Origin of the sequence: Streptomyces rimosus subsp. rimosus (assembly GCF_000720725.1) — a bacterium.
GTDB lineage: Bacteria > Actinomycetota > Actinomycetes > Streptomycetales > Streptomycetaceae > Streptomyces > Streptomyces rimosus_A.
This window is the reverse complement of record NZ_JOCQ01000010.1, coordinates 211,033-232,482: the sequence shown is the minus strand read 5'-3', so window position 1 is coordinate 232,482 and position 21,450 is coordinate 211,033. Positions and strand designations below refer to the sequence as shown.

The following is a 21,450-nucleotide window of genomic DNA, read 5'->3' as shown; positions in this document are numbered from 1 at the left end:
ACTCCCACCTTCCCGGTGTCACCGGACACGGGGAGGCTGAATGGCGAGGGCGGAACCCTACGGTGAGATGTCGCAGCAGAAGTTAACAGGGCGTGTGAAGGGCTGCAAGCGAGGCGTTCGGGCGGCCGGTGGTCATGTTGCGCCTGCCACGGGGTACTGGTGTGGCGTCCGTATGCGTGCGGTACGCGTACGGAACGGACGAGAGCCGGGGCCGGGCCCCGGCCGTGCGCACCGGACGAAAGGCGGAGATGGAAGACCTGCTCTCCGCGGCCGTGCCCGCCCCCGCCGTCCTGCGGGACTACGCGTTCCTCGGCGACGGCGAACGGGGCGCGGTCGTCGGCCCGCAGGGCGAGGTGGTGTGGCTGTGCGCGCCGCGCTGGCACGACGACGCGGTCTTCGCCGCGCTGATCGGCGGGCCGGGTCACTACACCGTACGGCCGCGAAGCGCCTGGCGGGTGCGCGGCGGCCACTACGAGGACGGCACGCTCATCCACGTCAGCCGCTGGGTCACCGACGAGGCCGTCATCGAATGCCGGGAAGCCCTGGCCCTGCCCGCCGCCCGCGACGGCCTGGTGCTGCTGCGCCAGGTGCGTGCCGTGCGGGGCGACGCCCGCGTCCACCTCGTGCTCGACCCACGGCCCGAGTTCGGCGCCGGCGTCATGTCGGAGGGCCGCGACACGCCGGACGGCCACACCGCTCAGGGCTGCGGCCTGCACCTGTGGTTCGGCGGGGCGGCCCTCGCACGCAGGCCCGGCGGCGGTCGGCAGGCCGCCTTCACCGTTCCGGAAGGGCAGGAGCGCGACCTGGTCCTGTACCTGGGCCGACGGCCGCCGGACACCGTGCCGGAGCCGCGGCGGCTGTGGCGGGAGACGGAAGCGGCGTGGCGCGACGCCGTACCCCGCTGCCTCGACACCGCCGCGCCCCGCGACGCCCGCCACGCCTACGCCGTCCTGCACGGGCTGACCAGCAGCGCCGGCGGCATGGTCGCGGCGGCCACCACCTCCCTGCCCGAGCGCGCCGAGGCCGGCCGCAACTACGACTACCGCTACACCTGGATCCGCGACCAGTGTTACGCCGGGCTCGCGGTGGCGGCCCACGGCCCGTACCCGCTGCTGGATCAGGCCGTACGGTTCGTGAGCGCGCGGCTGCTGGAGGACGGGGACCGGCTTCGGCCCGCCTACACGGTGGACGGCGCCCCGGTCGCCGAGGAACGCCCGCTGCCCCTGGTCGGCTATCCGGGTGGCAGCGACTTCGTCGGCAACCGCGCGGGCCGGCAGTTCCAGCTCGACACGTACGGAGAAGCGCTGCAACTGTTCGCGGCGGCGGCCCGGCACGACCGGCTGGACCGGGACGGGCAGAAGGCGGCCGAGGTGGCGGTGCGGTGCGTCGAGCAGCACTGGCAGCAGGCGGACGCCGGAATCTGGGAGCTGGAGGAGCGCTGGTGGACGCATTCCCGGCTGAGCATCGTGGCCGGGCTGCGCGCCCTGGCCCGCAGCGTCCCGGGCCCGGCGGCGCGAAGCCGGAGCGAGCTGGCCGACACCGTCGAAGCGGAGACGCGGCGGCGCTGCCTGCGGTCCGACGGCGTATGGCTGCGCGCGGAGGACGACGCGGGGGCCGAGGGTGCCCTGCTGCTGCCGATGGCCCGCGGCTGCCTGCGCCCGGACGACCCCAGTACGCACCGCACCCGGCGCTTCATCGAGGAGCGGCTGGCCCACGACGGGTACCTCTACCGGTTCCGCCATGACGACCGGCCGCTGGGCGAGGCCGAGGGCGCCTTCCTGCTCTGCGGGTTCATGATGGCGCTGGCCGCGCATGCCGGGGGCGACCGGGTCGGGGCCTTCCGCTGGTTCGAACGGACCCGCAGCGCCTGCGGTACGCCGGGGCTGTTCGCCGAGGAGTACGACGTGGAGCAGCGCCAGCTGCGCGGCAACCTGCCCCAGGCGTTCGTACACGCCCTGCTGCTCGAAGCGGGCGCCTGCCTGAACGGGCCGGACGCCGACTGACCGGGCCCCGCCCGGGCGCGCCCGTCCGCCGAACGGCGTAACGGCTGCCGGGAGAACGGAACAGATGCGGCAAAGAGGGTAGAGCGCGCGTGGCGCGGTACCCGGTGGTAAGCGGAATCCGGCGAGGGAGCCGCCGTCGGACGTCAGGAAGCAGGAGGACACCTCGTGGACAAGGGACCGGACGCAGGCCGCCGCACGCTCGCGCCGGGTGGCACGGAGCACCGGGACAGCGGCGCGGACCCGGCCGGGCTGGAGGCCGCGCTGCGCCGGCGCGTGGACGGCGAGGTCCGCTTCGACGCCGGCAGCCGCGGCGCGTACGCGACCGACGGGTCGAACTACCGCCAGGTGCCCATCGGCGTGGTCGTACCGCGCACCGTGGACGCGGCCGCCGCGGCCGTCGCGGTCTGCGCCGAACACGGCGTGCCGGTGCTCTCCCGTGGCGGCGGTACGAGCCTGGCCGGGCAGTGCACCAACGCCGCCGTGGTGATCGACTGGACCAAGTACTGCCACGGCCTGGTCTCGGTCGATCCTGGGGCGCGTACCTGCGTCGTCGAGCCCGGCATCGTCCTGGACGAACTCAACCGCCAACTGGCCGAGTACGGCCTGCAGTTCGGACCGAAGCCCTCGACGCACAGCCACTGCTCGCTGGGCGGCATGGTCGGCAACAACTCCTGCGGCGCGTCGGCGCAGGCGTACGGCAAGACGGTCGACAACGTGCGGCGGCTGGAGGTCCTCACCTACGACGGCGCCCGCTTCTGGGCCGGCCCGACCCCGGACGAGGAGTACGAGCGGATCGTCGCCGAGGGCGGGCGCCGGGCCGAGATCTACCGCGGCCTGCGCGACCTGGCCGACCGCAACCTCGCCGAGATCCGCCGCGGCTACCCGCGCATCCCGCGCCGCGTCTCCGGCTACAACCTCGACTCGCTCCTGCCGGAGAACGGCTTCGACCTCGCCCGCGCCCTCGTCGGCAGCGAGGGCACCCTCGTCACCGTGCTGCGCGCGGAACTGGAGCTGGTGCCGGTCCCCGAGTACGAGGCGCTGCTCGTGATCGGCTACCCGGACATCGCCTCCGCCGCCGACGACGTACCGAAGGCCCTCCAGCACTGCGAGCCCAGCCAACTCGAAGCCCTGGACGGCCGGATGGCCCAGCTCATGCGCGAGGAGAACGCCCACACCGACTCCCTCGACAACCTCCCCGCCGGGGAGAGCTGGCTGCTGATCCAGTTCGCCGGGGACTCCCGCGAGCAGGTCGACCGGCAGGCGCACGGCCTGCTGAAGGCGATGGGCCGCGGCGAGGACGACGACAGCGTGGCTTTCTCCGACAACCCGAAGCGCGAGCAGAAGATGCTCCGGGCCCGCGAGGCGGGGCTCGGCGTCACCGCCCGCCCGCCGGACGGGCGCGACACCTGGGAGGGCTGGGAGGACTCCGCCGCACCGCCCGAGCGGCTGGGCGATTACCTGCGCGACCTCACCTCCCTCCTGCGCGAGTACGGCTACGAACACGCCACCCTCTACGGCCACTTCGGCCAGGGCTGCGTCCACACCCGTATCCCCTTCGGGCTGACCTCCGCCGACGGCATCCGGGACTTCCGCGACTTCCTCTTCCGGGCCGCCGAACTCGTCACCTCCTACGGCGGGTCCCTCTCCGGCGAGCACGGCGACGGACAGTCCCGCGCCGAGCTGCTGCCGGTCATGTTCGGCGACCGGCTGGTACGCGCCTTCGGCGAGCTGAAGGCCCTCTTCGACCCGGACAACCGGATGAACCCCGGCAAGGTGACGAGCCCCTACCGCGTCGACGAGAACCTGCGACTGGGCTCGCACTGGCGGCCCACGTACGGCGAGACCCACTTCGGCTACCCGGAGGACGACCACGACTTCACCCGCGCCGTGCTGCGCTGCGTCGGCATCGGCAACTGCCGCAGCCACCGCGGCGGCGTGATGTGCCCCTCGTACCGCGCCACCGGCGAGGAGGAGCACTCCACCCGCGGCCGCGCCCGGCTGCTGTTCGAAATGCTCGACGGCCACGCGGACTCGGCAGTGACCGACGGCTGGCGCAGCACCGAGGTCAAGGACGCCCTCGACCTCTGCCTGGCCTGCAAGGGCTGCAAGTCCGACTGCCCGACCGGCGTGGACATGGCCACCTACAAGGCCGAATTCCTCGCCCACCACTACAGGGGGCGGCTGCGCCCGGCCGCGCACTACGCGCTGGGCTGGCTGCCGCTGTGGGCCCTGGCTTCCCGCGCCGCGCCCCGGCTGGCCAACGCGGCCCTGCACGCACCCGTGATCGGCAACCTCGGCAAGCGCCTGGCCGGTGTCGCCACACGACGCGCGGCGCCCGTCTTCGCCGAACAGTCCTTCCTCCAGTGGTGGCGCGCGCAGGACCGGCCCGAACCCGACCCCGCCGACCCCCGCACCGTCGTGCTGTGGCCGGACACCTTCAGCACGTACTTCCACCCGAACATCGCCCGGTCGGCCGTCCGCGTCCTGGAGGACGCCGGGTTCCGGGTGACGGTGCCCACCGAAGCCGTGTGCTGCGGGCTGACCTGGATCTCCACCGGACAGCTGGACACGGCCAAACGCACCCTGCACCGCACCACCCGGATCCTGCGGCCGTGGCTCGAAGCCGGTACGCCGGTCGTCGGCCTGGAACCGTCGTGCACCGCCGTCTTCCGCGCCGACGCCCCCGAACTGCTGCCGCACGACACCGACGTGCAGCGCCTGGCCGACCAGTTCCACACCTTCGCCGAACTGCTGGTACGGCGCGCCTCCGAATGGCAGCCGCCCCAGCTGGCCCGCGCCGCCACCGTACAGACGCACTGTCACCAGCACGCCGTCATGAAGACCGACCCCGACCGGGAGCTGATGCGCCGCGCCGGGATCGACGCCGACGTGCTGGACGAGGGCTGCTGCGGCCTGGCCGGCAACTTCGGCTTCGAGAAGGACCACTATGACGTGTCCATGGCCGTCGCCGAACAGGGCGTCCTGCCCGCCGTACGCGACACAGCCCCCAGCGCCCTGGTCATCTCCGACGGCTTCAGCTGCCGCACCCAGATCGAGCAGTCCGGCACCGGGCGGCGGGCCTTGCATCTGGCCGAGGTGCTGGCCCTCGGCCTGGACGGCGCCGCGCCCGCCCACCATCCCGAACGAAAGGTCCCCCGGCCCGGGGTGCGCGCCCGTGACGCGTGGATGATCACCGGTGCGGCCGTGGCGGCGGCAGCGGCGCTCGGCTGCGGGGCGGTGGCGGTCCGTCGGCGCCGTACCTGAGCCACGGCCGCACCCGGGCGGTCACCCGGGGCGGTGCACGAAAGCGTCCGCGGCAGCGTTGGTGTCGCCGGGCACGAGGTCGGCGGCCTCGGAGGTGAAGGCCACCGCCTCGCCGCCGCGGGTGAGCGCGCCCGGGATGGCCCGTGCGGCCGGGCCGACCCCGGTACGTTCGCCGGTACGCACGTCCAGCAGCGTGAGCCGGTCCTCCTCGGACAGCAGCACCTTGCGCCCGTCGCCGCTGACCGCCACCGCCGAGACGCCGGCCGGGGCGAGCCGTACGGTGGTGCCGGTCCGCAGATCGCGGAGGTAGGCGTGCCGGCCGGGCGGGGTGGTACCGGGGACCAGGTGGTCGGACTCGGAATCGAAGAGCACGTAGCGGCCGTCCCGGCTGATCTCCACCAGCCAACTGCGCTTGTCGTCCTGCACCCCGTCCAGCGGTACGTCCACCTGCCGCACGGTCCCGTCGGCCCGGTCCTTGACGAAGACGTCGTACGCGCCGCTGCGCGGGCCGGTGGCGAAGGCCAGCAGCCGCCCGTCACCGCTGAGCGAACCGTTGCTGACGGACGGGTGGCCCGTCGGGGTCTGCTGCGGGTCGATCCGCTCGTCGGTGCCGTCCGCCAGGTCCCGGACGAGTAGCCGGGCGGGCCTGTTCGGGTTGCGGCTGCCGACCGTGACAGCGGCGAAGCGGCCGTCGGCGCTGAGCGAGTCGACGTTGCTCAGCTCGGCGCTGTTGGCCTGGGTGGTCCGGTCGGTGATCCGGTCGTACACGTAGGCCGACGCGTAGCGGGTGCCCGATCCGTAGCCGACGTACCGGCCGTTGTCACTGATCGCGGTGTGGCTGCCGCCGTACGTCCTGGCGTCGGGCACCCGGGTGACCTGACCGGACGTCAAGTCCTTGATGAGCAGGGCGCGGTAGTGGTCGGCGCCCAGGTTCGGCGCGGCCGACCAGAAGGCGACGTACCGCCCGTCCGCGCTGATCGACGCCCGGTCGGACAGGCCGTCCGCCTGGCTCCCGTCCGAGGTGGTGCTCACCCGCTCCGTGACCGGGGTGCCTGCCGCGCCCGCCGTGTCCGTTACGGGCCGGGCCCGGGCCGTACCCGGCAGCAGCACGGCGGCGCAGACCGCGGTCACGGTGGCGGCCGCGGCCGCACGCGTCACGCGGGAGGCACGCCCCGCGCGTAAGAGCCGTCTCATGGTCACCCTTCGACGAACAGGTCACGTCCACCCGCGCACACGGGACCCGCTCATCAAAGAGGCGCCGGCCGCCCCGGGCAATCAGCCGATCGCCGTACAACCAACAGGCGCCGTGAAGCGTCCGGCGGGGCCGCAGGAGGCCCCGCTCAGCCCGTGGGCTGACGCCGTTCCTCGTCGGGCTGCGTGGCGCGGTGCGCTTCGTCCTGGACGAGCAGGGAGAGCAGCGACGCGACGGTCAGGCCGGCTTCGGCGGGGTGGCGCAGCACCTTGCTGGGGTCGATCTCGTAGGTGTTGCTGCGCCCCTCACGGGTGTGGGACAGATACCCGTCGCGCTCCAGATCGGAAATGATCTTCTGGACGGCGCGTTCGGTCAGGCGGCAGTGCGCGGCGATGTCGCGGATGCGGGCGTTGTGGTTGTCGGCGATGGCCGCCAGCACCCGGGCGTGGTTGGTCACGAAGGTCCACCCCGTGTGCGGCTCGGGCACCCCGTTCTGCGACTCGGACAGGTCATCCATGCCGCAACTCTACCGACCCATCATTCACGTGTCCCGAAACACGTACGGCTTTTCGTGTATTAATTGACGTGTGTCTCCCGATGGGCAAGCCTGGGAGACGAGCGGATGAGCCGATGACGGGAAGGGAAGGCCATGCCGGAAGCCGCGCCTTGGGCGTCCCCTCCTCCCGATTCCGCCGGAGCCGACGGGCACGGCGGCACGCCCGCCGTGCCCCCGCCCCGCCTGTCATGGCTCGACGCCTTCCGGGGCGGCGACCGGACCGGAATGGCGGTGCAGGGGGAACTGGACCTGGACGCCTGCGAGGAGGTCGAATACGACCTGCAGGAGGCCCTGAGCCGATCGGACCAGGGGATCGACCTCCACCTCGACGCCGTCCCGTTCTTCGACTGCGCCGGCCTGAACATGCTGCTGCGCCTGCGCCTGCGGGCCGTCGCGCAGGGCAAGACCGTCGTCATCCGCTCCAGCAGCCGCGCGGTCGAGCGGCTGCTGGACGTGACCGGGGCCCGGAAGCTGTTCATCTCCCCGGAGCCGTACGGGCAGTCCGCGACGCACTCCCACGCCGACGGCACGGTCCCGCACCCGGACCACCGCCCCGATCCCGACGGGAATCGGCAGCACGACCTCGACCAGGACGCCCACCAGGACCTGCCCACGGAGGTCGCCCAGCTGCGCCGCGCCATGCAGACCCGCCCGGCCATCGACCTGGCCCGCGGCATCCTGATGGCCACCTTCACCCTGAGCCCCGAGGCCGCCTGGGCCGTCCTGGTCACCGCCTCCCAGAACACCAACACCAAGCTGCACCTCCTGGCCCAGGAGCTGGTGAACAGCGTGCAGGGCAGCGCCCTGCCCGAGGCGGTGCAGGGGCAGCTGGCCGCCGCGGTGGCCAAGGTGAGGGCGGCCCCGCCGAGCGCGTCCGCCGCCCAGGAGCACATCCGGGACACCGTCCAGAAGCTCGCACCCATCCGGTTGCCCACCTCGTCCGGAGAGTAGCGGTGACCGGCGGTCCGGACCGGCCGGGCCGCCGCTGTCACGTTTCGCCGCCGCGAGGTGTCCCGATGGGCAGGCGAAGAGAAAGGCTGGACGATGCCGGTTGGTCACTGCGCGGTCGGGGCGGGGGCGGAGCATGGGTTCTGAGGGCATTGGGAGTGCCGAGAGCACTGAGGGCGCGTTCACCGAACACCGCGGACTGCTGTTCACCATCGCTTACGAGATGCTGGGCAGCGCCACCGATGCCGAGGACGTGCTGCAGGAGAGCTATCTGCGCTGGAGCGCGGTCGATCCGGCCACGGTCCGGCACCCGCGCGCCTACCTGGTGCGTACGGTGACCCGGCAGGCCCTCAACCACCTGCGCGCGGCCCGGGCGCGGCGCGAGGACTACGTGGGCGCGTGGCTGCCCGAGCCGATCCGTACCGCCCCCGAGGCCGGCGACGACGTGCTCCTGGCCGAGTCGGTCTCGATGGCCATGCTGCTCGTCCTGGAGACGCTGAACCCGACCGAACGCGCGGTGTTCGTGCTGCACGACGTGTTCGGCTACACCCACGGCGAGATCGCCGCGTCGGTCGGCAAGAGCGAGGCCACCGTCCGGCAGACCGCCCACCGCGCCCGCCGCCACGTCCATGCGCGGCGCCGCCGGTTCGAGCCGGACTCCGGCGCCGCCCGGGAGATCGTGCGGCGCTTCCTGGACGCGGCGGCGACCGGTGACGTGCGGGCGCTGATGGACCTGCTGGCGCCCGATGTCGTGCAGATCTCCGACGGCGGCGGCAAGGTGGTCGCCGCGCGCCGCCCGGTCGTCGGCCGCGACGAGGTCGCCCGGTTCATCCTCCGCGTCGCCCGCAGAAACCTCGCGGAGACCCGTATCGAGCCCGCCACGTACAACGGCATGCCCGCGGCACGGTTCCTGACCGACGGCGCGCTCGACTGGCTGCTGACGGTCGAGATCCACGACGGACGGATCACCGGCCTCTACGGCATCCGCAACCCCGACAAACTGCGCCGCGCCAACACGGTGCGCCCGCTCGACAGGAAGGGACCCCAGCCGTGGAAACCGTGACCGTGGAACGCGTCATCGCCGCCCCGGTGGACGAGGTGTTCGCCTGGCTCACCACGACCACCCACTACACACGCTCGCCCCTGGCGCTCCGCTGCCGGCTGACCCGGCACGGCGCGGACGCGCCCTACGGGGTCGGCGCGGTACGCAGCCACCTCTGGCTGATCGGCTGGTTCCGCGAGCGCATCACCCGGTACGACCCGCCGCACGCCACCGAGTACGTCGTCGAGCGCAGCTGGCCGCCGTCCCGGCACGAGCTGGGCCGGATGACGTTCACCGCGGCCGACGGCGGCACCCGGGTGTGCTGGACCACCCGCGCCGAAGTGCGCCTCCCGCTGCTCGGCGCCCCGCTGACCCGCCTCCTCATGCGGCCGGTCCTCACCCGTACCTTCGGCAACATCCTCGCCACCGCCGACGCCGCGCTGACGCGAGGCGCCCGGCCGGGACCGGAGGTGACGGCACCCCCGCTCCGGCCGGAGCGGAGGTGACCCGGGGAACCGGCGGCCTCCGGCGCCGGGCCGGGATCAGGCCGCCAGATGGGCGCCGAAGAACTCGGTCAGCTTCGCGACGGCCCGGGTGACGTGCTCGTCCTTGTCGTACAGGTCGACGTGCGTCGCGCCCTCGACGTCGAACAGCTCCGCCGTACGGCCGGCCGCGGCCACCGCCTGCTCGCTGAACGGGCGGGTGGCGGCCTCGGTGCCCGCGATCATCAGAAGCGGGCGCGGGGCGATCTTGTGGACACCGGCGTAGGCGTCGAACTGGTCGAGCTGGTCCGCGCTGCGTGCGACCCACAGATTCGTGGCGCGGGTGCCGGCCGCGCGGCGTCTTGTAGTAGTCGACGAACTCCCGGACCGGCGCCGGCGTCGACGCGTCGATCCCGTCCAGCTCCGGCAGCGCGCTGACCAGCGTGGCCCCCTTCCCGGCCGCCTCCTCGCCGCGCCGCGCACCGGCCTCCTCGACCAGCGCCGCGAAGCCCGCCGGATCGCCGTCCCGGAAGAAGCGCGCCAGATCCGCGGCGCTGACGGTGGCGACCGCCTTCATCCGGTGGTCGGTCTGCGCCGCGAAGGGCACATACCCGCCCGCGGCGCAGATGCCGAGCACCCCGATCCGCTCCGGGTCGATGTCGTCGCGGGTGGTGAGGTAGGAGACCGCGTTACGGAAGTCGTCGGCGCGCTGGAACGGGTTCTCCAGCCCGTGCGGCTCGCCCTCGCTCTCGCCTTGGTGGGCGGCGTCGAAGGCCAGGGTGACGAAACCCCGCTCGGCGTAGACCGCCGCGGTCTGTTCCTTCACACCGGTGGCCGGGCGCCCGACCACGACCGCGGGCCGGGGGAGGGAAACATCCTGGGAGAAAACCTTCCCCCGCTCGCCGGTGGCGTCGGCTGCCGCACTGGACGCATGACCAGCAGCGCGCACCGCAACGAACTGGGGGAATTCCTCAAGGCCCGCCGGGCCGAACTCACTCCCCGCGCAGTGGGCCTGCCCGACAGCGGCGCTCCGCGCCGGGTCAAAGGCCTGCGCCGCGAGGAGGTCGCCCAGCTCGCGGCCATCAGCACCGACTATTACACCCGCCTCGAACAGGGCCGCATGCAGGCGTCCGCCTCGGCCCTGGGCGTCCTGGCACGCGCCCTCCACCTGGACGACGACCAGCGGACCTACCTGTACGAACTGGCCGGCAAGGAGCACACCCGGCCGCGCCGCCGCGCACGGCAGCGGGTCCGGCCGCAGCTCCGGCGCCTGCTGGACGACCTCTCCACGACCCCCGCGGTGGTCCTGGGCCGCCGGATGGACGTACTCGCCCGGAACACACTGGCCGCCGCCTTCGTCACGGATTTCGCGGCCATTCCCGAAAAGCAGCGCAATTACGTCCGTATCACCTTCACCGACCCGGCGATGAAACGCCTCTACACGGACTGGGAAACCGTCGCCCGCACCTGTGTCGCACAACTGCGGATGGAGGCGGCGAAATACCCCACGGACCCCGGCCTGACTGGACTGGTCGGGGAATTGTCCGTCCAGGACGGGCAAGTCCGCCGCTGGTGGGGTGAACACCGCGTCGCGGCCCGCAACATCGGCACCAAAACTCTGCGGCACCCCGTCGCCGGCGACCTCACCCTCGACTGGGACACCTTCACCACCGGCACCGACCCCGACCAGCAACTCGTCGTCCGGACCGCCGAACCCGGCACCCCCAGCCACGACGGGCTCCGCATCCTGGCGTCCTGGGCCGCCGGTCAGCCGGGCAGCGCCCTGAATTCGTAGCCGAAGGTCAGCGGCGCGCCGTCGGATTCGTCGTAGGCCGTCAAGGAGTCATGGGTGACCCGGTAGGTGAACGTGCGCGGATTCCGTTTCATGGTGAGCAGGCCCTCTTCCGAGTCCATGACGTCCTGGGAACAGGTGCGGTCCGTGGTGCGGGTGGGCTGGTGCATGGTGAGCGTGTCGCCCTCGAAGACGGCCTGGCCGGTGAAGTCGTTGCAGCCGAGGTTCCCGCTGACCGTCCCGTCCGCGTGGAAGACGAAGTACGTACTCTTCGGCAGGTCCGGGCTGTAGGTGTCGCCCACGATCAGCCGGGGCAACTGCCAGCGGCGGCCGTAGAACCCCTCGGGCTGCTGGAGTTTGACCGCCACGTAGTCACCTTCCTGGTTCTTCAGGTCCATCGTGAGGTCGTCATGCCGCTGGGCGATCGTCAGCGGACCGTCGAAGACCTCGCGCAACCGCTCCGCGAAAGCGCGGTTCTTTGCCGGGCACCCGCCGTCCTCCGTCGCCTGCGCCCGGTCCCCGCCGACGGCGAGCACGCTGTCGGCCATGGAGGCGGACCGGTGGAAGGGCGCGCAGCCGTCGTTGCCCTTGACCGTGCCGTCGTAATCGAATGCCATCCAGGAGGCGGCGTGCGGCGGTGCGCTGATATCCCGGCCGCCGACGGTGACCCACTGGACCATCCAGCGCGCTCCCATCAGCAGCCCGCCGTTCCCGCCCGGCCCCTTCCTGACGGGCGCGGCCGAAGCCGGCCTGCCCTCGGTCTTCTTCTTGCCCCCGCTGCCTGCCTCCGACGGGGCACACCCGGTGGCGGTGAGCAGGACGGTCAACAGGGCGCCGGTGACGGCACCGGTTCTCCGGATACGCATGGTCGTACGGACGTTTGAGGTCGCCTCCGAGTTCCGGGGCCGGTGCTCGCGGGCTGTACCGGCTCACGAAACGATCTCAATTGGTCGAGCATGCAACCTTTTCGCCACCGGGGTGGTCACATATGAGGCGCAAGCATGTGCGAGTACATGCGAGTGCATGCGAGTACACGCGTGTGCACGTACCCGCGCCTGCGTCCCAGCCTCGGCGTACGAGCTGAAGCACGAGCCACCGCACGACAATCGACGAGCGTGCCGTCCCGACGGAACGGCACGTGGGACCCGAAAGGTCTGCCGGATGAAGATTCGCCGCGCCCTGACGGCCGCCGCAGCGGCTGCCGTGATAGCGCCCGCCGCCGTACTGACCGTGCCCACCGCCGCGTTCGCGACCGGCCCCGGGGCGACCGCCTCCGGTACGACGGGGTCCGCCGACACCGCGGCGACCGCGGGTGGCGGAGCGGAGGGTTCCGGGGAGAGCGGCGGCAAGGGCGGCGGTACGGGTTCGGCCGGTACCACCGGGTCGACGGGTACGGGCGGTTCGACCGCCGGCACCGCCGGCACCGGTGGCACGACTGCTGGTACGGGTGGTTCCGCTGGTACGGGCGGTACCGGTAACGACAAGGGCACGGCCACCGGCGGGGGCGGCACCTCCGGCGAAACCGAGAGTCAGACCTGCGACTTCGAGTCCGACCAGCTGCGGGTCACGGTCAACGGCCTGCCGTCCCAGCTGGTGGCGGGCGGCTCCTGGACCTCCTTCACCATGCGGCTCTCCAACACCACCGGCAAGACGCTGACCGAGGTGCAGCCGTTCCTGCACATGTCATCGGCCGAGGACGTCGACCGGCCGTACTGGGAGCTGGACACCGAGTACCGCGACCGCAGGACGGGGGAGTGGAAGACGTTCCACGACGCGTCGCCCCAGACCCTGTTCGGCTCCTTCGCGATCGGCCCGCGCAGCGTCGTCACGCTGACGCTGCGCACCCGCGTGGTCAAGGACGCCAAGCCCGGCACCGGGTACGCACTCGCGTCGGGCGACTTCCGCAACCGCGACGGCTCCTGCGGTTCGGCCAAGGAAGAGTGGTACGACTTCGCCATCCTGTCCGCCGGCGGTAAGCCGACGGACAAGCCCGGGAAGCCGGGCGGCGGCACGGCCGAACCGACCGCTTCGGCCGAACCCGGCGCGAGTGCCACGCCCGGCGGGACCGCGGGCGGTTCGGGGTCGGGCGGCGGCGTGGCGGCGCAGGGCGGCGGCCACCTCGCCGCGACCGGTTCGTCCGCCGCGCTGCCGGTGATCGGCCTGGCCGGCGCGGCCGCGATCGCCGTGGGCGCGGGCGCGGTCTTCGCCGTACGCCGCCGCAAGCCCGCGACCGGCACCGGCCGCACGGACGCCACCGCCTGAGCAACCCCGGCCCTTTTCTCTCTCTTCCTCCTGATTTCCTCCCGACCGGCCGGGGCTCAGAGCCGAAATCCCAGCTGATGTCCCAGCGGACATTCGAGCCGAGCCCCGAGAAGGAAGTTCCCATGAAACTGCGCCGCACCCTGTCCGTCTCGGCCGTGACGGCCGCCCTGATCCCGGTGGCGGTGGCCGCCGCCCCGGTCACCCAGGCGGCTCCCGCCCCGAAGATGCCGACGTGTTCCGACGTCGACACCGCCTACGGGCAGTACCACAACAACTTCTTCGTCGGCCGGTCCTTCGGCGCGCCCGACACCGTCCGCCTCGGGGACCAGTGGCACGCCTTCACCGCCACGCTCACCAATGCCTCGAAGAAGGAACTGAAGTCCTTCAGCCTGCGGGCCAGGGTGGACAGCCACGTCTACAACGACGGCGAGCACGGCCTGAGCCCCTACGCCGACCTCCAGTACTGGGACGCCGCGAAGCGCGAGTGGAAGACCCTGCGCCGGGGGGACGTCGCCACGGGCAGCATCCCCGGGCCCGGCACGCTCAAGCCGCGCGAGTCCGTGCACGTACAACTGCGGTTCCGGGTGCGCGAGGGACTGTCACACGACCAGTCCTACGACTCCTACGCCGAACTCTACGGAACGTTCGTCGACCGGTACCGGGGCATCGACTGCACGACGACCGGTGTCACCGGGGACAACTTCAATCTCCGCTGGAAGTGAGGCCGCACGCCGGCCGTGCCGGACGCACCGGTGTCCGACACGGCCGGTCGCCCGGTCAGTCCCACCAGAATTCCCAGTGCCCGGCGCCGACGAGCGTTTCGGCGTAAGCGGCCAGGGTGTGGGAGCCCTGCCGGACGAGGTCCGGGCAGAACGCGAAGTGTTCCGCGGCGACCAGGCGCGCTTCGTCCGTGGATATCGGCGGCGCGGCGACGCTGAGGTGGAGCGTGTCGAATCCGACCGCCACCACCCGTGCGCCGAACCGCCGCTCCCAGTCCCGTACGACCGCCGAGAACTTGGCGGTGTCGTTGTCGTAATTGGCGGGGCCGCTCCAGCCTGCGGCGGTGAGCGCATCGGCGCCCCGGTCCGCGGCGACGAGCCCCAGGCGTATGTACGGCTTGCGGGCGGCGAACGCCTCGGCGAACTCGGCCGCCACCTCGTCGGGACGCCGCACGGGCTCTCGGCCCGGCGCGAGACCGGGCCACTCCTCGTCCGCGTACTTGTCCCACCAGGCCGCGAGGAGTGCGGCCGGGTCATGCGCCTGCGGCGAGGACATGTCTTCCGGATACAGCTCGCCCGTGGCCCAGGGCCGGAACTCTCCCGCGTCGTCCGGACGGAGCGGTTCGAGCAGCAGCGGCCACAGCCCGGATGCGGCGTGCGCCTCGCGCAGACGCGTCCACAGCTCGGCAGCCCCGGGTACGGCGTCGTCGCTCAGCCATAGGGCCGTTATGTCACCGTCGTCTTCGGCGGTGACCGTCCGGCCAGGGGGAAGCAGGACATCACGGGGCAAGCACAGATCAACGTTCACGCTATGGATGCTAAGGCCGGGGTGTGACAACGCCTGGGGGGAGCGGGTTCCGGCCCCCTCACAGCTGACTCTTCTCATGGCCCCCGCGCGTAAGGCTCCGGCTTCCCTACGGCTGTTCAGTCCCTACCCGCACCACCATCTTCCCGGTGTTCGCACCGCCCAGCATGCCGAGGAAGGCGTCCACGACGCCGTCGAAGCCGTCGACCACCGTCTGCGCGTCCACGACGCGGCCCGCTTGGAGGTGGGGGACGAGAAAGTCCTCCAGTTCGCGCTGGGCGTCGCGGTGGTTGCGTACGAGGACGCCCTCCAGGCGCAGGCTCTTCTCGACGATGTCGAAGAGGTTGCGGGGCGCGGCGGGCGGCTGGGCGCTGTGGTACTGCGCGATCGCGCCGATCCAGGCGATACGGCCGAACTCGCGCAGCCCCTGGATGGCGCCCTCCAGATGATCGCCGCCGACATGGTCGAGATAGACGTCGATGCCGTCCGGCGCCGCCTTGGCCAGCAGCTCGCCGACCGGGCCGTCGTGGTAGTCGAAGGCCGCGTCGAAACCCCACTCCTCGGTCAGCCGCCGGACCTTGGCCGGCGAGCCCGCGCTGCCGACGACACGGCCCGCACCCAGCAGCCGGGCGAACTGGCCCGCCGCGCTGCCCACGCCGCCGGCCGCAGCGGAGACGAAAATGCTCTCGCCGGGCTTCAGGCGCGCCGTGCGGGTGAGCGCGACGTAGGCCGTCAGGCCCGTACCGCCGAGAACGCCCAGGTAGGAGCGGGCCGGCACGCCCGGGTGGGCGGGCAGGACGCGCACTTCGTCCGGCGTCACCAGGGCGTGGGTGCGCCATCCCTTGCGGTGGAAGACGAGGTCGCCCTCCCTCAGGCCCGGCGCCCGGGACGCGGTGACGCGCCCGACGGAGCGGCCCTCCAGCGGAGTGTGCAGGTCCCAGCCGCCGTCCATCAGCTCCCGCATATACGGGTCGACGGAGAGATGGACGTTCTCCACCAGGGCCTGTCCAGGGGCGGGGGCGGGGAGGGTCGTCTCGACGAAGGCGAAGTTCCCGGCGGTCGGGAAGCCGGCGGGGCGCGAGATCTGGTGGACGAAGCGGGCGGCAGCGCCGGTCATGAGGGCTCCTGGGGCCTGTGTGAAAGGGGAAAGGGGACGGGGAACGGAGAATCAAGGAATGGGGTGTGGGGTGCGGCTCTACGCAGATGATCGGTGGCCGCGCTCCGCCCACCGTAGGGAGCCGTTGCCGCCGTCGGCAGAGGGTCCCGTCGATGGAAGCGGGCTTTCCATGAATGCTGCTCATGGAATACTTGCGCCGCATGAGCGACCTCGCGCCGCACGAACTGCGCATCCTGATCGCCGTCGAGCGGGAGCGCGGGTTCACCGCGGCGGCCGCGAGCCTGGGCATGACCCAGTCCGCCGTCTCCCATGCCGTACGCACCTGTGAACGCAAGCTGGGAGCCGTGCTCTTCGACCGCGGCCGGCACGGTGCCCGCCCGACCGCCGCGGGCACCCGGGCGGTCGCCTATGCGCGGCGGATCGTACGGCTGCTGGAGTCAATGGGGCCGGAGGTGCGCGGCGCGGGCGACGGGGCGGTCACCGGCCCGCTGCGCATCGCGGCGTTCCGCAGCGCCGCGGCCCACCTGCTGCCCGCCGTACTGGAGCGGCTGACCGCCCGGCACCCGGGCCTGTCGCCCGAGCTGCGGATCGTGCGGGAGATCGGCCGGGGCACCGCGGGGGAAGTCGCCGACGGGCGGGCCGACCTGGGCATCGCCACCCTGGACGCCGCGGGCCCGCCGCCCGGCCTGGTCGGTGCCCGGCTCTTCGAGGAGCCGTACGCGCTGGCGCACCCGGCGGACCGCGCGCACGCCGATCCGCGGACACTGCCGCTGATCGACTGGGACGAGAACTGCGGTTCGTACACCCGCGAGTGGTGGGCCGGCCAGGACTGGATCCCGCCGGCCACGATCCGGGCCGAGGACGACACCGTGGTGCTGTCGATGATTGCCCGCGGCATGGGCATGTCGATCATGCCCATGCTGACCCTGGCGGGCGCGCCCGCCGACGTCTCCGTCACCTCTCTGGCGCCGTGCCCGCCCCGGCGGGAGGTCGGATACGTGACCACGCCCGAGGCCGCCGAATCGGCGGCGGTACGGGCGTTGATCCGCGAACTCCGGTCGGCCGGGGCGGCTCCCGGCCCCGTACCCGGTGGCCGGCCGGCGCGGCCCTGACCGTCGCCGGCCCGGCCGTCGCGCTCCACGCCCTGCTCAGGCGCGCCGGAAGGCGCCCGGCGTGATGCCGTACACGCGCTGGAACCACCGGCCGAAGTGCGCCTGATCGGCGAAGCCGCTGACCGACGCGGCGTCGGCGGGCGTGGCTCCGGTCCGCAGCAGGGCGCGCGCGTGGCGCAGGCGCAGCTGCCGCTGGTAGTCGCTGGGCGCCAGTCCGTACTCCGCGCGGAAAGCACGGTAGAGGGCGAACCGGCTGCACCCGGCGGCCTCCGCGAGGTGCTCGGCGGTCAACGGTTCCAGGTAGGCGTCGTCCAGGAGCGCCCGGGCCCGCCGGGCGGCCTGGCGGCGCGCGCGATCGGCCGGGTTCCGGACGCGTACAGGAGAGGCGACCGCGGACGCACCACGACGCGCCATGGCGGTGACGGCCGCGGCCAGCCGCTCGTCGCGCACCAGCTGATCCGCCGGGCCGGCCAGCGCGGCGTGCAGCCGGGCGAGGGCCCCCGCGAGCGCGTGATCGCTCAACACGAGGTCCGGGAACAGCGGCAGGGCACCGGTCCGCCCGTCCGTGGCGTCGCTGATCATGTCGCGGACCACGGACGGGCCGATGTGCACGATGCGGTACCGGTACCCCAGCTCGGCCGCGGCCCGGCCGTCGTGCACCTCGTCCGGGTTGAAGGCCATCACCATCCCGGCGCCGCTGGTGTGGTTCGCGCCCCGGCAGCGGAAGCGCTGCGCGCCGGCGTCGGTGATGCCGAAGGAATAGGTGTCGTGGCTGTGCGGCGGATAGACGTGATCGAAGAAGTGCGCGTGCATGGCCTCCACGGGGCGTTCCCCGTCCCGCCAGTAGCGCACCCAGCCATCGTCCCTCGTCATGCAGGCATTATGAAAGACGCAGCAGGGGGCGGTACGTGTGGGGCGATCCCTTCGCCCCCGCCCGCCGCACGTGGAAAGCGAGGCCCAAGTCGCGCCGGCAGGCGCCGTGTCCGCCGGGCCATGGCCCGTGCGCCGCCTCCCCGTGCGGCCGACGCTGCTGGCCTCAGGGCTGATAGACGCACTCCGCCAGCGTTGAGTGCTTCTTCCAGCCCAGCGTCTCGTACAGTGCGCGCCCGTCGTCGGTCGCGCCGAGGACGCCAAGGACCGCGCCCTGGTCCAGCGCGCGGTCGGCGAGCGTACGCATGACGAAGGCGCCCAGCCCGCGCCGCCGGTGAGCCTCCTCCGTTATCACCCGGTCCATGACCGTGGCCTGCCCGAGGAGCGCCATCTGCCCCTGGGCCGCCTGCTCGCCCGCCGCATCCAGCACTCGTACGCGCACCACGGCGCCGCTGGTCTCCACGGCCGCGGTGTACCCCGTGGGCACGGCCGGCTCCATGGCCATGAGGTCGACGGCCATCAGGTGCCCGCTCTCCTCCCGGACCCATCCCGGCGACAGCCAGGGCTCGATCTCCGCCGGCTCCGCGGGCACCTTCATCCAGGTCCGCGGCACGGTCACCGAGGCAGCAGCGCTACGGACCAACGGCTCATCGGCCTCCGGCAGGACATGGCGCCCGACCTCGGCGGGATTGTCGGCCACCTCGACGTAGGCCCCCCAGGGCGTCTCGACCGGCGGCGCCGTCCGCCGCGACACGGCCCAGCCCGCCACCCAGATCCTGACGATGTCCGCAACCATCGAACCCTCCCCGCAGCAGCGGCCACAGCAACGACCGCGTAATGGTCAGATCTAGCATCCGTACCTTACATCGCCGCGCGGTGTGGTGTACGGCATCCGAAGGACGGGCGGCTTGGCGGTGCGAGCGACGGCGGAGGGCCGTGACGTCGTCAGGAGCCGGGGCCGATCAGCTGTGTGCCTGCCAGTCCGGCGTACAGGGAGTCGCGCGCCATCAGTTCGGCGTGGGTGCCCAGAGCCCGTACCCGGCCGGCTTCCATGACCAGGATGCGGTCGGCGGTGGTCACGGTGGACAGGCGGTGCGCGACGACCAGGACGGTGGTGTGGCGCGCGGTGTCCCCGATGGTCTCGCGCAAGGCTGCCTCGTTGGCCGCGTCGAGCTGGGAGGTGGCCTCGTCGAGCAGGAGCAGCCGAGGGCGTCGGAGCAGGGCCCGGGCGACCGCCAACCGCTGTCGCTCGCCGCCGGAGAGCCGGCTGCCGCGGTGGCCGACCTGGGCGTCCAGGCCGTGCGGCAGGCGGGCGGTCACGGTGTCCAGCCGGGTCAGGCGCAGAACCCGGGCGATCTGTTCGTCGGTGGCGTCGGCCGTGCCCAGGGTCAGGTTGTCGCGCAGGCTTCCGGCGAGGACGGGCGCGTCCTGTTCGACGTAGCCGATGGCCGCGCGGAGTTCGGCGAGCGGCCATCGGCGCACATCCCTGCCGTCCAGCAGAACGCGCCCGGCGTCCGGCTCGTAGAAGCGCTCGATGAGGGCGAAGACCGTGGTCTTGCCCGCGCCGGACGGCCCGACGATCGCAGTGATGCCGCCGGCGGGGATGGTGAAGGAGATGTGGCGGTGGGCTGGTGGGAGCCCCGGCCGGTAGGTGAACTGCACGCGTTGGAAGGCCACCGTGGCGGGGCGCTGGTGCTGTTCGCGAGAGCCCGGGGAAGGGACCCGGGGCCCAATGCCGTCGCTGCGTCGACCCGGTTGCCCCGCGCCCTCCGGTTGCACGGTGTCCGCTTCCTCGGTCCCCGCTTCCTCGGCCCCCGCTTCCTCGGTCTCCAGCGCCTCTGCTTCCCGGATGCGTACGGCGGCGGCCGCCCCGATCTGCAACTGGCCCAAGCCTTCCACCAGTTGACCGATCCTGGGGGTCAGTGCGAAGAGATAGAGCAGGAAGGCGACGAGGGTGGAGACGCCGATGGCGCCGGAGGTCACGCGCGCGCCGCCCACTCCGAGTACGACCAGGAAACAGGCCTGGAGGACGACGGCCGACAGGGTTGCGGACACCGCCTCCCACGCGGCGGCGTGGATACCCGTACGACGGGCGTGTTCGGCCGCCCGGTGCAGCGCCGCGGTCTCCCTCTGCTCGGCGCCCGCCGCCTTGACGGTGCGCAGGGCGCCCAGGGTCCGTTCGAGCCCGGCCCCCATGCGGCCGACGGCTTCCTGCGTGTGCCGGGTGGCCCGGCCGATGCGCGGGCTCACCACGATGACGACGAGGCCGACGAACGCGATCACGGCGAGGGTGACGCCGAGCAGTACGGCGTCCAGCAGCGCCATCATCACGACGGTCGCCGCCGTGATCAGAGTGCCGGTGACCGCGGCCGACACGGCCTGCGGGGCCGTGCGGCGCAGCAGCGCGGTGTCGGAAGTGACACGGGCGATCAGATCACCCGGCTCGGTGTGCTCGATCACCGGTACCCGCAGGCGCGGAAGGAGGTGGGTCAGCCGGCGCCGGACGGTGCAGACGACCGACTCCGCGGAGCAGTCGAGCACGTAGTGGCCGAGGCCCGCGAGGAGTCCGCCGGCCACCACCGACGTGCTGAGGATGATCACGGGGCCGGCGGCCGGGTGCCCTTGGCCGAGGGTGTCCATCACCTGCTTGGCCGCCATCGGCTGGGCCAGCCCCAGGAGACTGCCCAGCAGGCCGAGCGCGAGCCCGGCGAGCATGCGTCCGCGTTGCGGCCGGAGGTGGCCGGCGAGAACCCGGAGGCCGTGGCACCGGGGGCCGGGGGCGGCGCCGTCCGGCTGTTCCGCCGGGCGTGCCCGGCCGTTGGTACGGCGGGATTCGGCAGGGGGTGCTGAGGTCACGGTCTCACTCCACGGCGAAGAAGCGCTGGAAGTAGGAGGCCGGTACGTTCTCGCCGACGAGTTCCCCCTCCGCTTCCACCCAGGCGTGCGCGGCGAACGGCGGGCGGGCGCGTACGCCCACACACCAGGTGGGCCACTGCCCGTGGAAGCGGCACAGCAGCACCGTGGCCAGGGACCGGGGCAGGCATCCCTTGCTCCCTCCGGCGGCCAGGCTCACGGCGAGCACGGTTTGCCGGGCGCGTGCCGCATCGGCGAGCGTGGCGGGCCTCGCCCCGCGCCGCAACCAGCCCAGGACGACGCGGATACGGCCGGGTGGCAGCGTGGCCAGTACATGGGCGCCGCCCACCGCCACCCGAGCCGTGAAGCGGCGGGCCAAGGGAACGGAGCGAGGGCAGTAGGGAACCGCTTCCGGCGTCGACATGGCGTACCT

Annotated in this window: 19 protein-coding genes and 1 pseudogene; 9 read left to right on the top strand and 11 right to left on the bottom strand. The window is 72.7% G+C overall.

Annotated features, from left to right (window positions below):
* The first annotated feature begins 248 nt into the window (after nt 1-248).
* A complete protein-coding gene (locus IH45_RS0108120; protein ID WP_050514638.1) occupies nt 249-2,003 on the top strand; it encodes a glycoside hydrolase family 15 protein in 1,755 nt (584 codons plus the stop codon).
* A gap of 249 nt (nt 2,004-2,252) precedes the next feature.
* Nucleotides 2,253-5,267, top strand: a complete 3,015-nt coding sequence (locus IH45_RS0108115; protein WP_030663643.1) for an FAD-binding and (Fe-S)-binding domain-containing protein — start codon at nt 2,253-2,255, stop codon at nt 5,265-5,267.
* Nucleotides 5,268-5,288: 21 nt separating this feature from the next.
* Here the strand turns inward: IH45_RS0108115 and IH45_RS0108110 are convergent, their stop codons facing one another.
* Nucleotides 5,289-6,461: a WD40 repeat domain-containing protein gene (locus IH45_RS0108110; protein WP_158812968.1), complete on the bottom strand. Its 1,173-nt coding sequence runs from the start codon at nt 6,459-6,461 to the stop codon at nt 5,289-5,291.
* Nucleotides 6,462-6,607: 146 nt separating this feature from the next.
* Nucleotides 6,608-6,976 (bottom strand): helix-turn-helix transcriptional regulator, encoded by a 369-nt coding sequence (locus IH45_RS0108105; protein ID WP_030663638.1) that lies wholly within the window; start codon nt 6,974-6,976, stop codon nt 6,608-6,610.
* A 132-nt stretch (nt 6,977-7,108) separates the two neighbouring features.
* On the opposite strand from IH45_RS0108105, the gene IH45_RS0108100 reads away from it, so the two are divergent.
* From IH45_RS0108100 to IH45_RS0108090, 3 genes are all read left to right on the top strand, one after another.
* Nucleotides 7,109-7,966, top strand: coding sequence for an ANTAR domain-containing protein (locus IH45_RS0108100; RefSeq protein ID WP_078897342.1), 858 nt, complete (start codon nt 7,109-7,111; stop codon nt 7,964-7,966).
* 133 nt (nt 7,967-8,099) lie between these two features.
* The gene (locus tag IH45_RS0108095; RefSeq protein WP_032916967.1) at nt 8,100-9,026 is read left to right on the top strand and encodes an RNA polymerase sigma-70 factor; all 927 of its coding nucleotides are present in this window, start codon (nt 8,100-8,102) and stop codon (nt 9,024-9,026) included.
* Entirely contained in the window at nt 9,014-9,511 is a 498-nt protein-coding gene (locus IH45_RS0108090; protein WP_030663628.1) for an SRPBCC family protein, read from the top strand. Before IH45_RS0108095 ends, IH45_RS0108090 begins: the two co-directional genes overlap by 13 nt.
* Nucleotides 9,512-9,547: 36 nt before the next feature.
* On the opposite strand, the gene IH45_RS1000000150765 is transcribed toward IH45_RS0108090, so the two are convergent.
* Nucleotides 9,548-9,733, bottom strand: a complete 186-nt coding sequence (locus IH45_RS1000000150765) for an alpha/beta hydrolase family protein (protein WP_324607924.1) — start codon at nt 9,731-9,733, stop codon at nt 9,548-9,550.
* A gap of 376 nt (nt 9,734-10,109) precedes the next feature.
* Nucleotides 10,110-10,313: pseudogene (locus IH45_RS1000000150760) on the bottom strand (alpha/beta hydrolase); the annotation flags it as partial.
* Between the two features lie 105 nt (nt 10,314-10,418).
* Between IH45_RS1000000150760 and IH45_RS0108080 the strand changes: the two are divergent.
* Nucleotides 10,419-11,282 carry a helix-turn-helix domain-containing protein gene (locus IH45_RS0108080; protein ID WP_030663625.1) on the top strand — a complete coding sequence of 288 codons (864 nt, stop codon included), beginning with the start codon at nt 10,419-10,421 and terminating at the stop codon, nt 11,280-11,282.
* On the opposite strand, the gene IH45_RS0108075 is transcribed toward IH45_RS0108080, so the two are convergent.
* The gene (locus IH45_RS0108075; RefSeq protein WP_030663622.1) at nt 11,255-12,145 is read right to left on the bottom strand and encodes an META domain-containing protein; all 891 of its coding nucleotides are present in this window, start codon (nt 12,143-12,145) and stop codon (nt 11,255-11,257) included. The two genes, IH45_RS0108080 and IH45_RS0108075, sit on opposite strands and share 28 nt — an antisense overlap.
* Before the next feature lie 295 nt (nt 12,146-12,440).
* Here IH45_RS0108075 and IH45_RS0108070 point away from each other — a divergent pair, with 295 nt between their 5' ends.
* Complete coding sequence (locus IH45_RS0108070) at nt 12,441-13,541, top strand: hypothetical protein (protein WP_030663619.1); 1,101 nt, start codon at nt 12,441-12,443, stop codon at nt 13,539-13,541.
* Nucleotides 13,542-13,663: 122 nt separating this feature from the next.
* Nucleotides 13,664-14,263 (top strand): hypothetical protein, encoded by a 600-nt coding sequence (locus tag IH45_RS0108065; protein WP_030663616.1) that lies wholly within the window; start codon nt 13,664-13,666, stop codon nt 14,261-14,263.
* 55 nt (nt 14,264-14,318) lie between these two features.
* On the opposite strand, the gene IH45_RS0108060 is transcribed toward IH45_RS0108065, so the two are convergent.
* Both IH45_RS0108060 and IH45_RS0108055 read right to left on the bottom strand, forming a co-directional pair.
* Nucleotides 14,319-15,068, bottom strand: coding sequence for a DUF4253 domain-containing protein (locus IH45_RS0108060; RefSeq protein ID WP_050514632.1), 750 nt, complete (start codon nt 15,066-15,068; stop codon nt 14,319-14,321).
* 106 nt (nt 15,069-15,174) lie between these two features.
* The gene (locus tag IH45_RS0108055) at nt 15,175-16,182 is read right to left on the bottom strand and encodes an NADP-dependent oxidoreductase (protein ID WP_030663612.1); all 1,008 of its coding nucleotides are present in this window, start codon (nt 16,180-16,182) and stop codon (nt 15,175-15,177) included.
* Between the two features lie 200 nt (nt 16,183-16,382).
* On the opposite strand from IH45_RS0108055, the gene IH45_RS0108050 reads away from it, so the two are divergent.
* The gene (locus IH45_RS0108050; RefSeq protein ID WP_050514636.1) at nt 16,383-17,294 is read left to right on the top strand and encodes a LysR family transcriptional regulator; all 912 of its coding nucleotides are present in this window, start codon (nt 16,383-16,385) and stop codon (nt 17,292-17,294) included.
* Between the two features lie 36 nt (nt 17,295-17,330).
* Here the strand turns inward: IH45_RS0108050 and IH45_RS0108045 are convergent, their stop codons facing one another.
* The 4 genes from IH45_RS0108045 to IH45_RS0108030 all read right to left on the bottom strand — a co-directional run bounded on the left by IH45_RS0108045 (nt 17,331) and on the right by IH45_RS0108030 (nt 21,441).
* Nucleotides 17,331-18,167 carry an AraC family transcriptional regulator gene (locus IH45_RS0108045; protein WP_030663608.1) on the bottom strand — a complete coding sequence of 279 codons (837 nt, stop codon included), beginning with the start codon at nt 18,165-18,167 and terminating at the stop codon, nt 17,331-17,333.
* A gap of 163 nt (nt 18,168-18,330) precedes the next feature.
* Complete coding sequence (locus IH45_RS0108040; protein ID WP_030663606.1) at nt 18,331-18,960, bottom strand: GNAT family N-acetyltransferase; 630 nt, start codon at nt 18,958-18,960, stop codon at nt 18,331-18,333.
* Between the two features lie 149 nt (nt 18,961-19,109).
* Complete coding sequence (locus IH45_RS0108035) at nt 19,110-20,879, bottom strand: ABC transporter ATP-binding protein (RefSeq protein WP_234440456.1); 1,770 nt, start codon at nt 20,877-20,879, stop codon at nt 19,110-19,112.
* A 145-nt stretch (nt 20,880-21,024) separates the two neighbouring features.
* Nucleotides 21,025-21,441 (bottom strand): lasso peptide biosynthesis B2 protein, encoded by a 417-nt coding sequence (locus IH45_RS0108030; RefSeq protein ID WP_030663600.1) that lies wholly within the window; start codon nt 21,439-21,441, stop codon nt 21,025-21,027.
* Nucleotides 21,442-21,450: the final 9 nt, after the last annotated feature.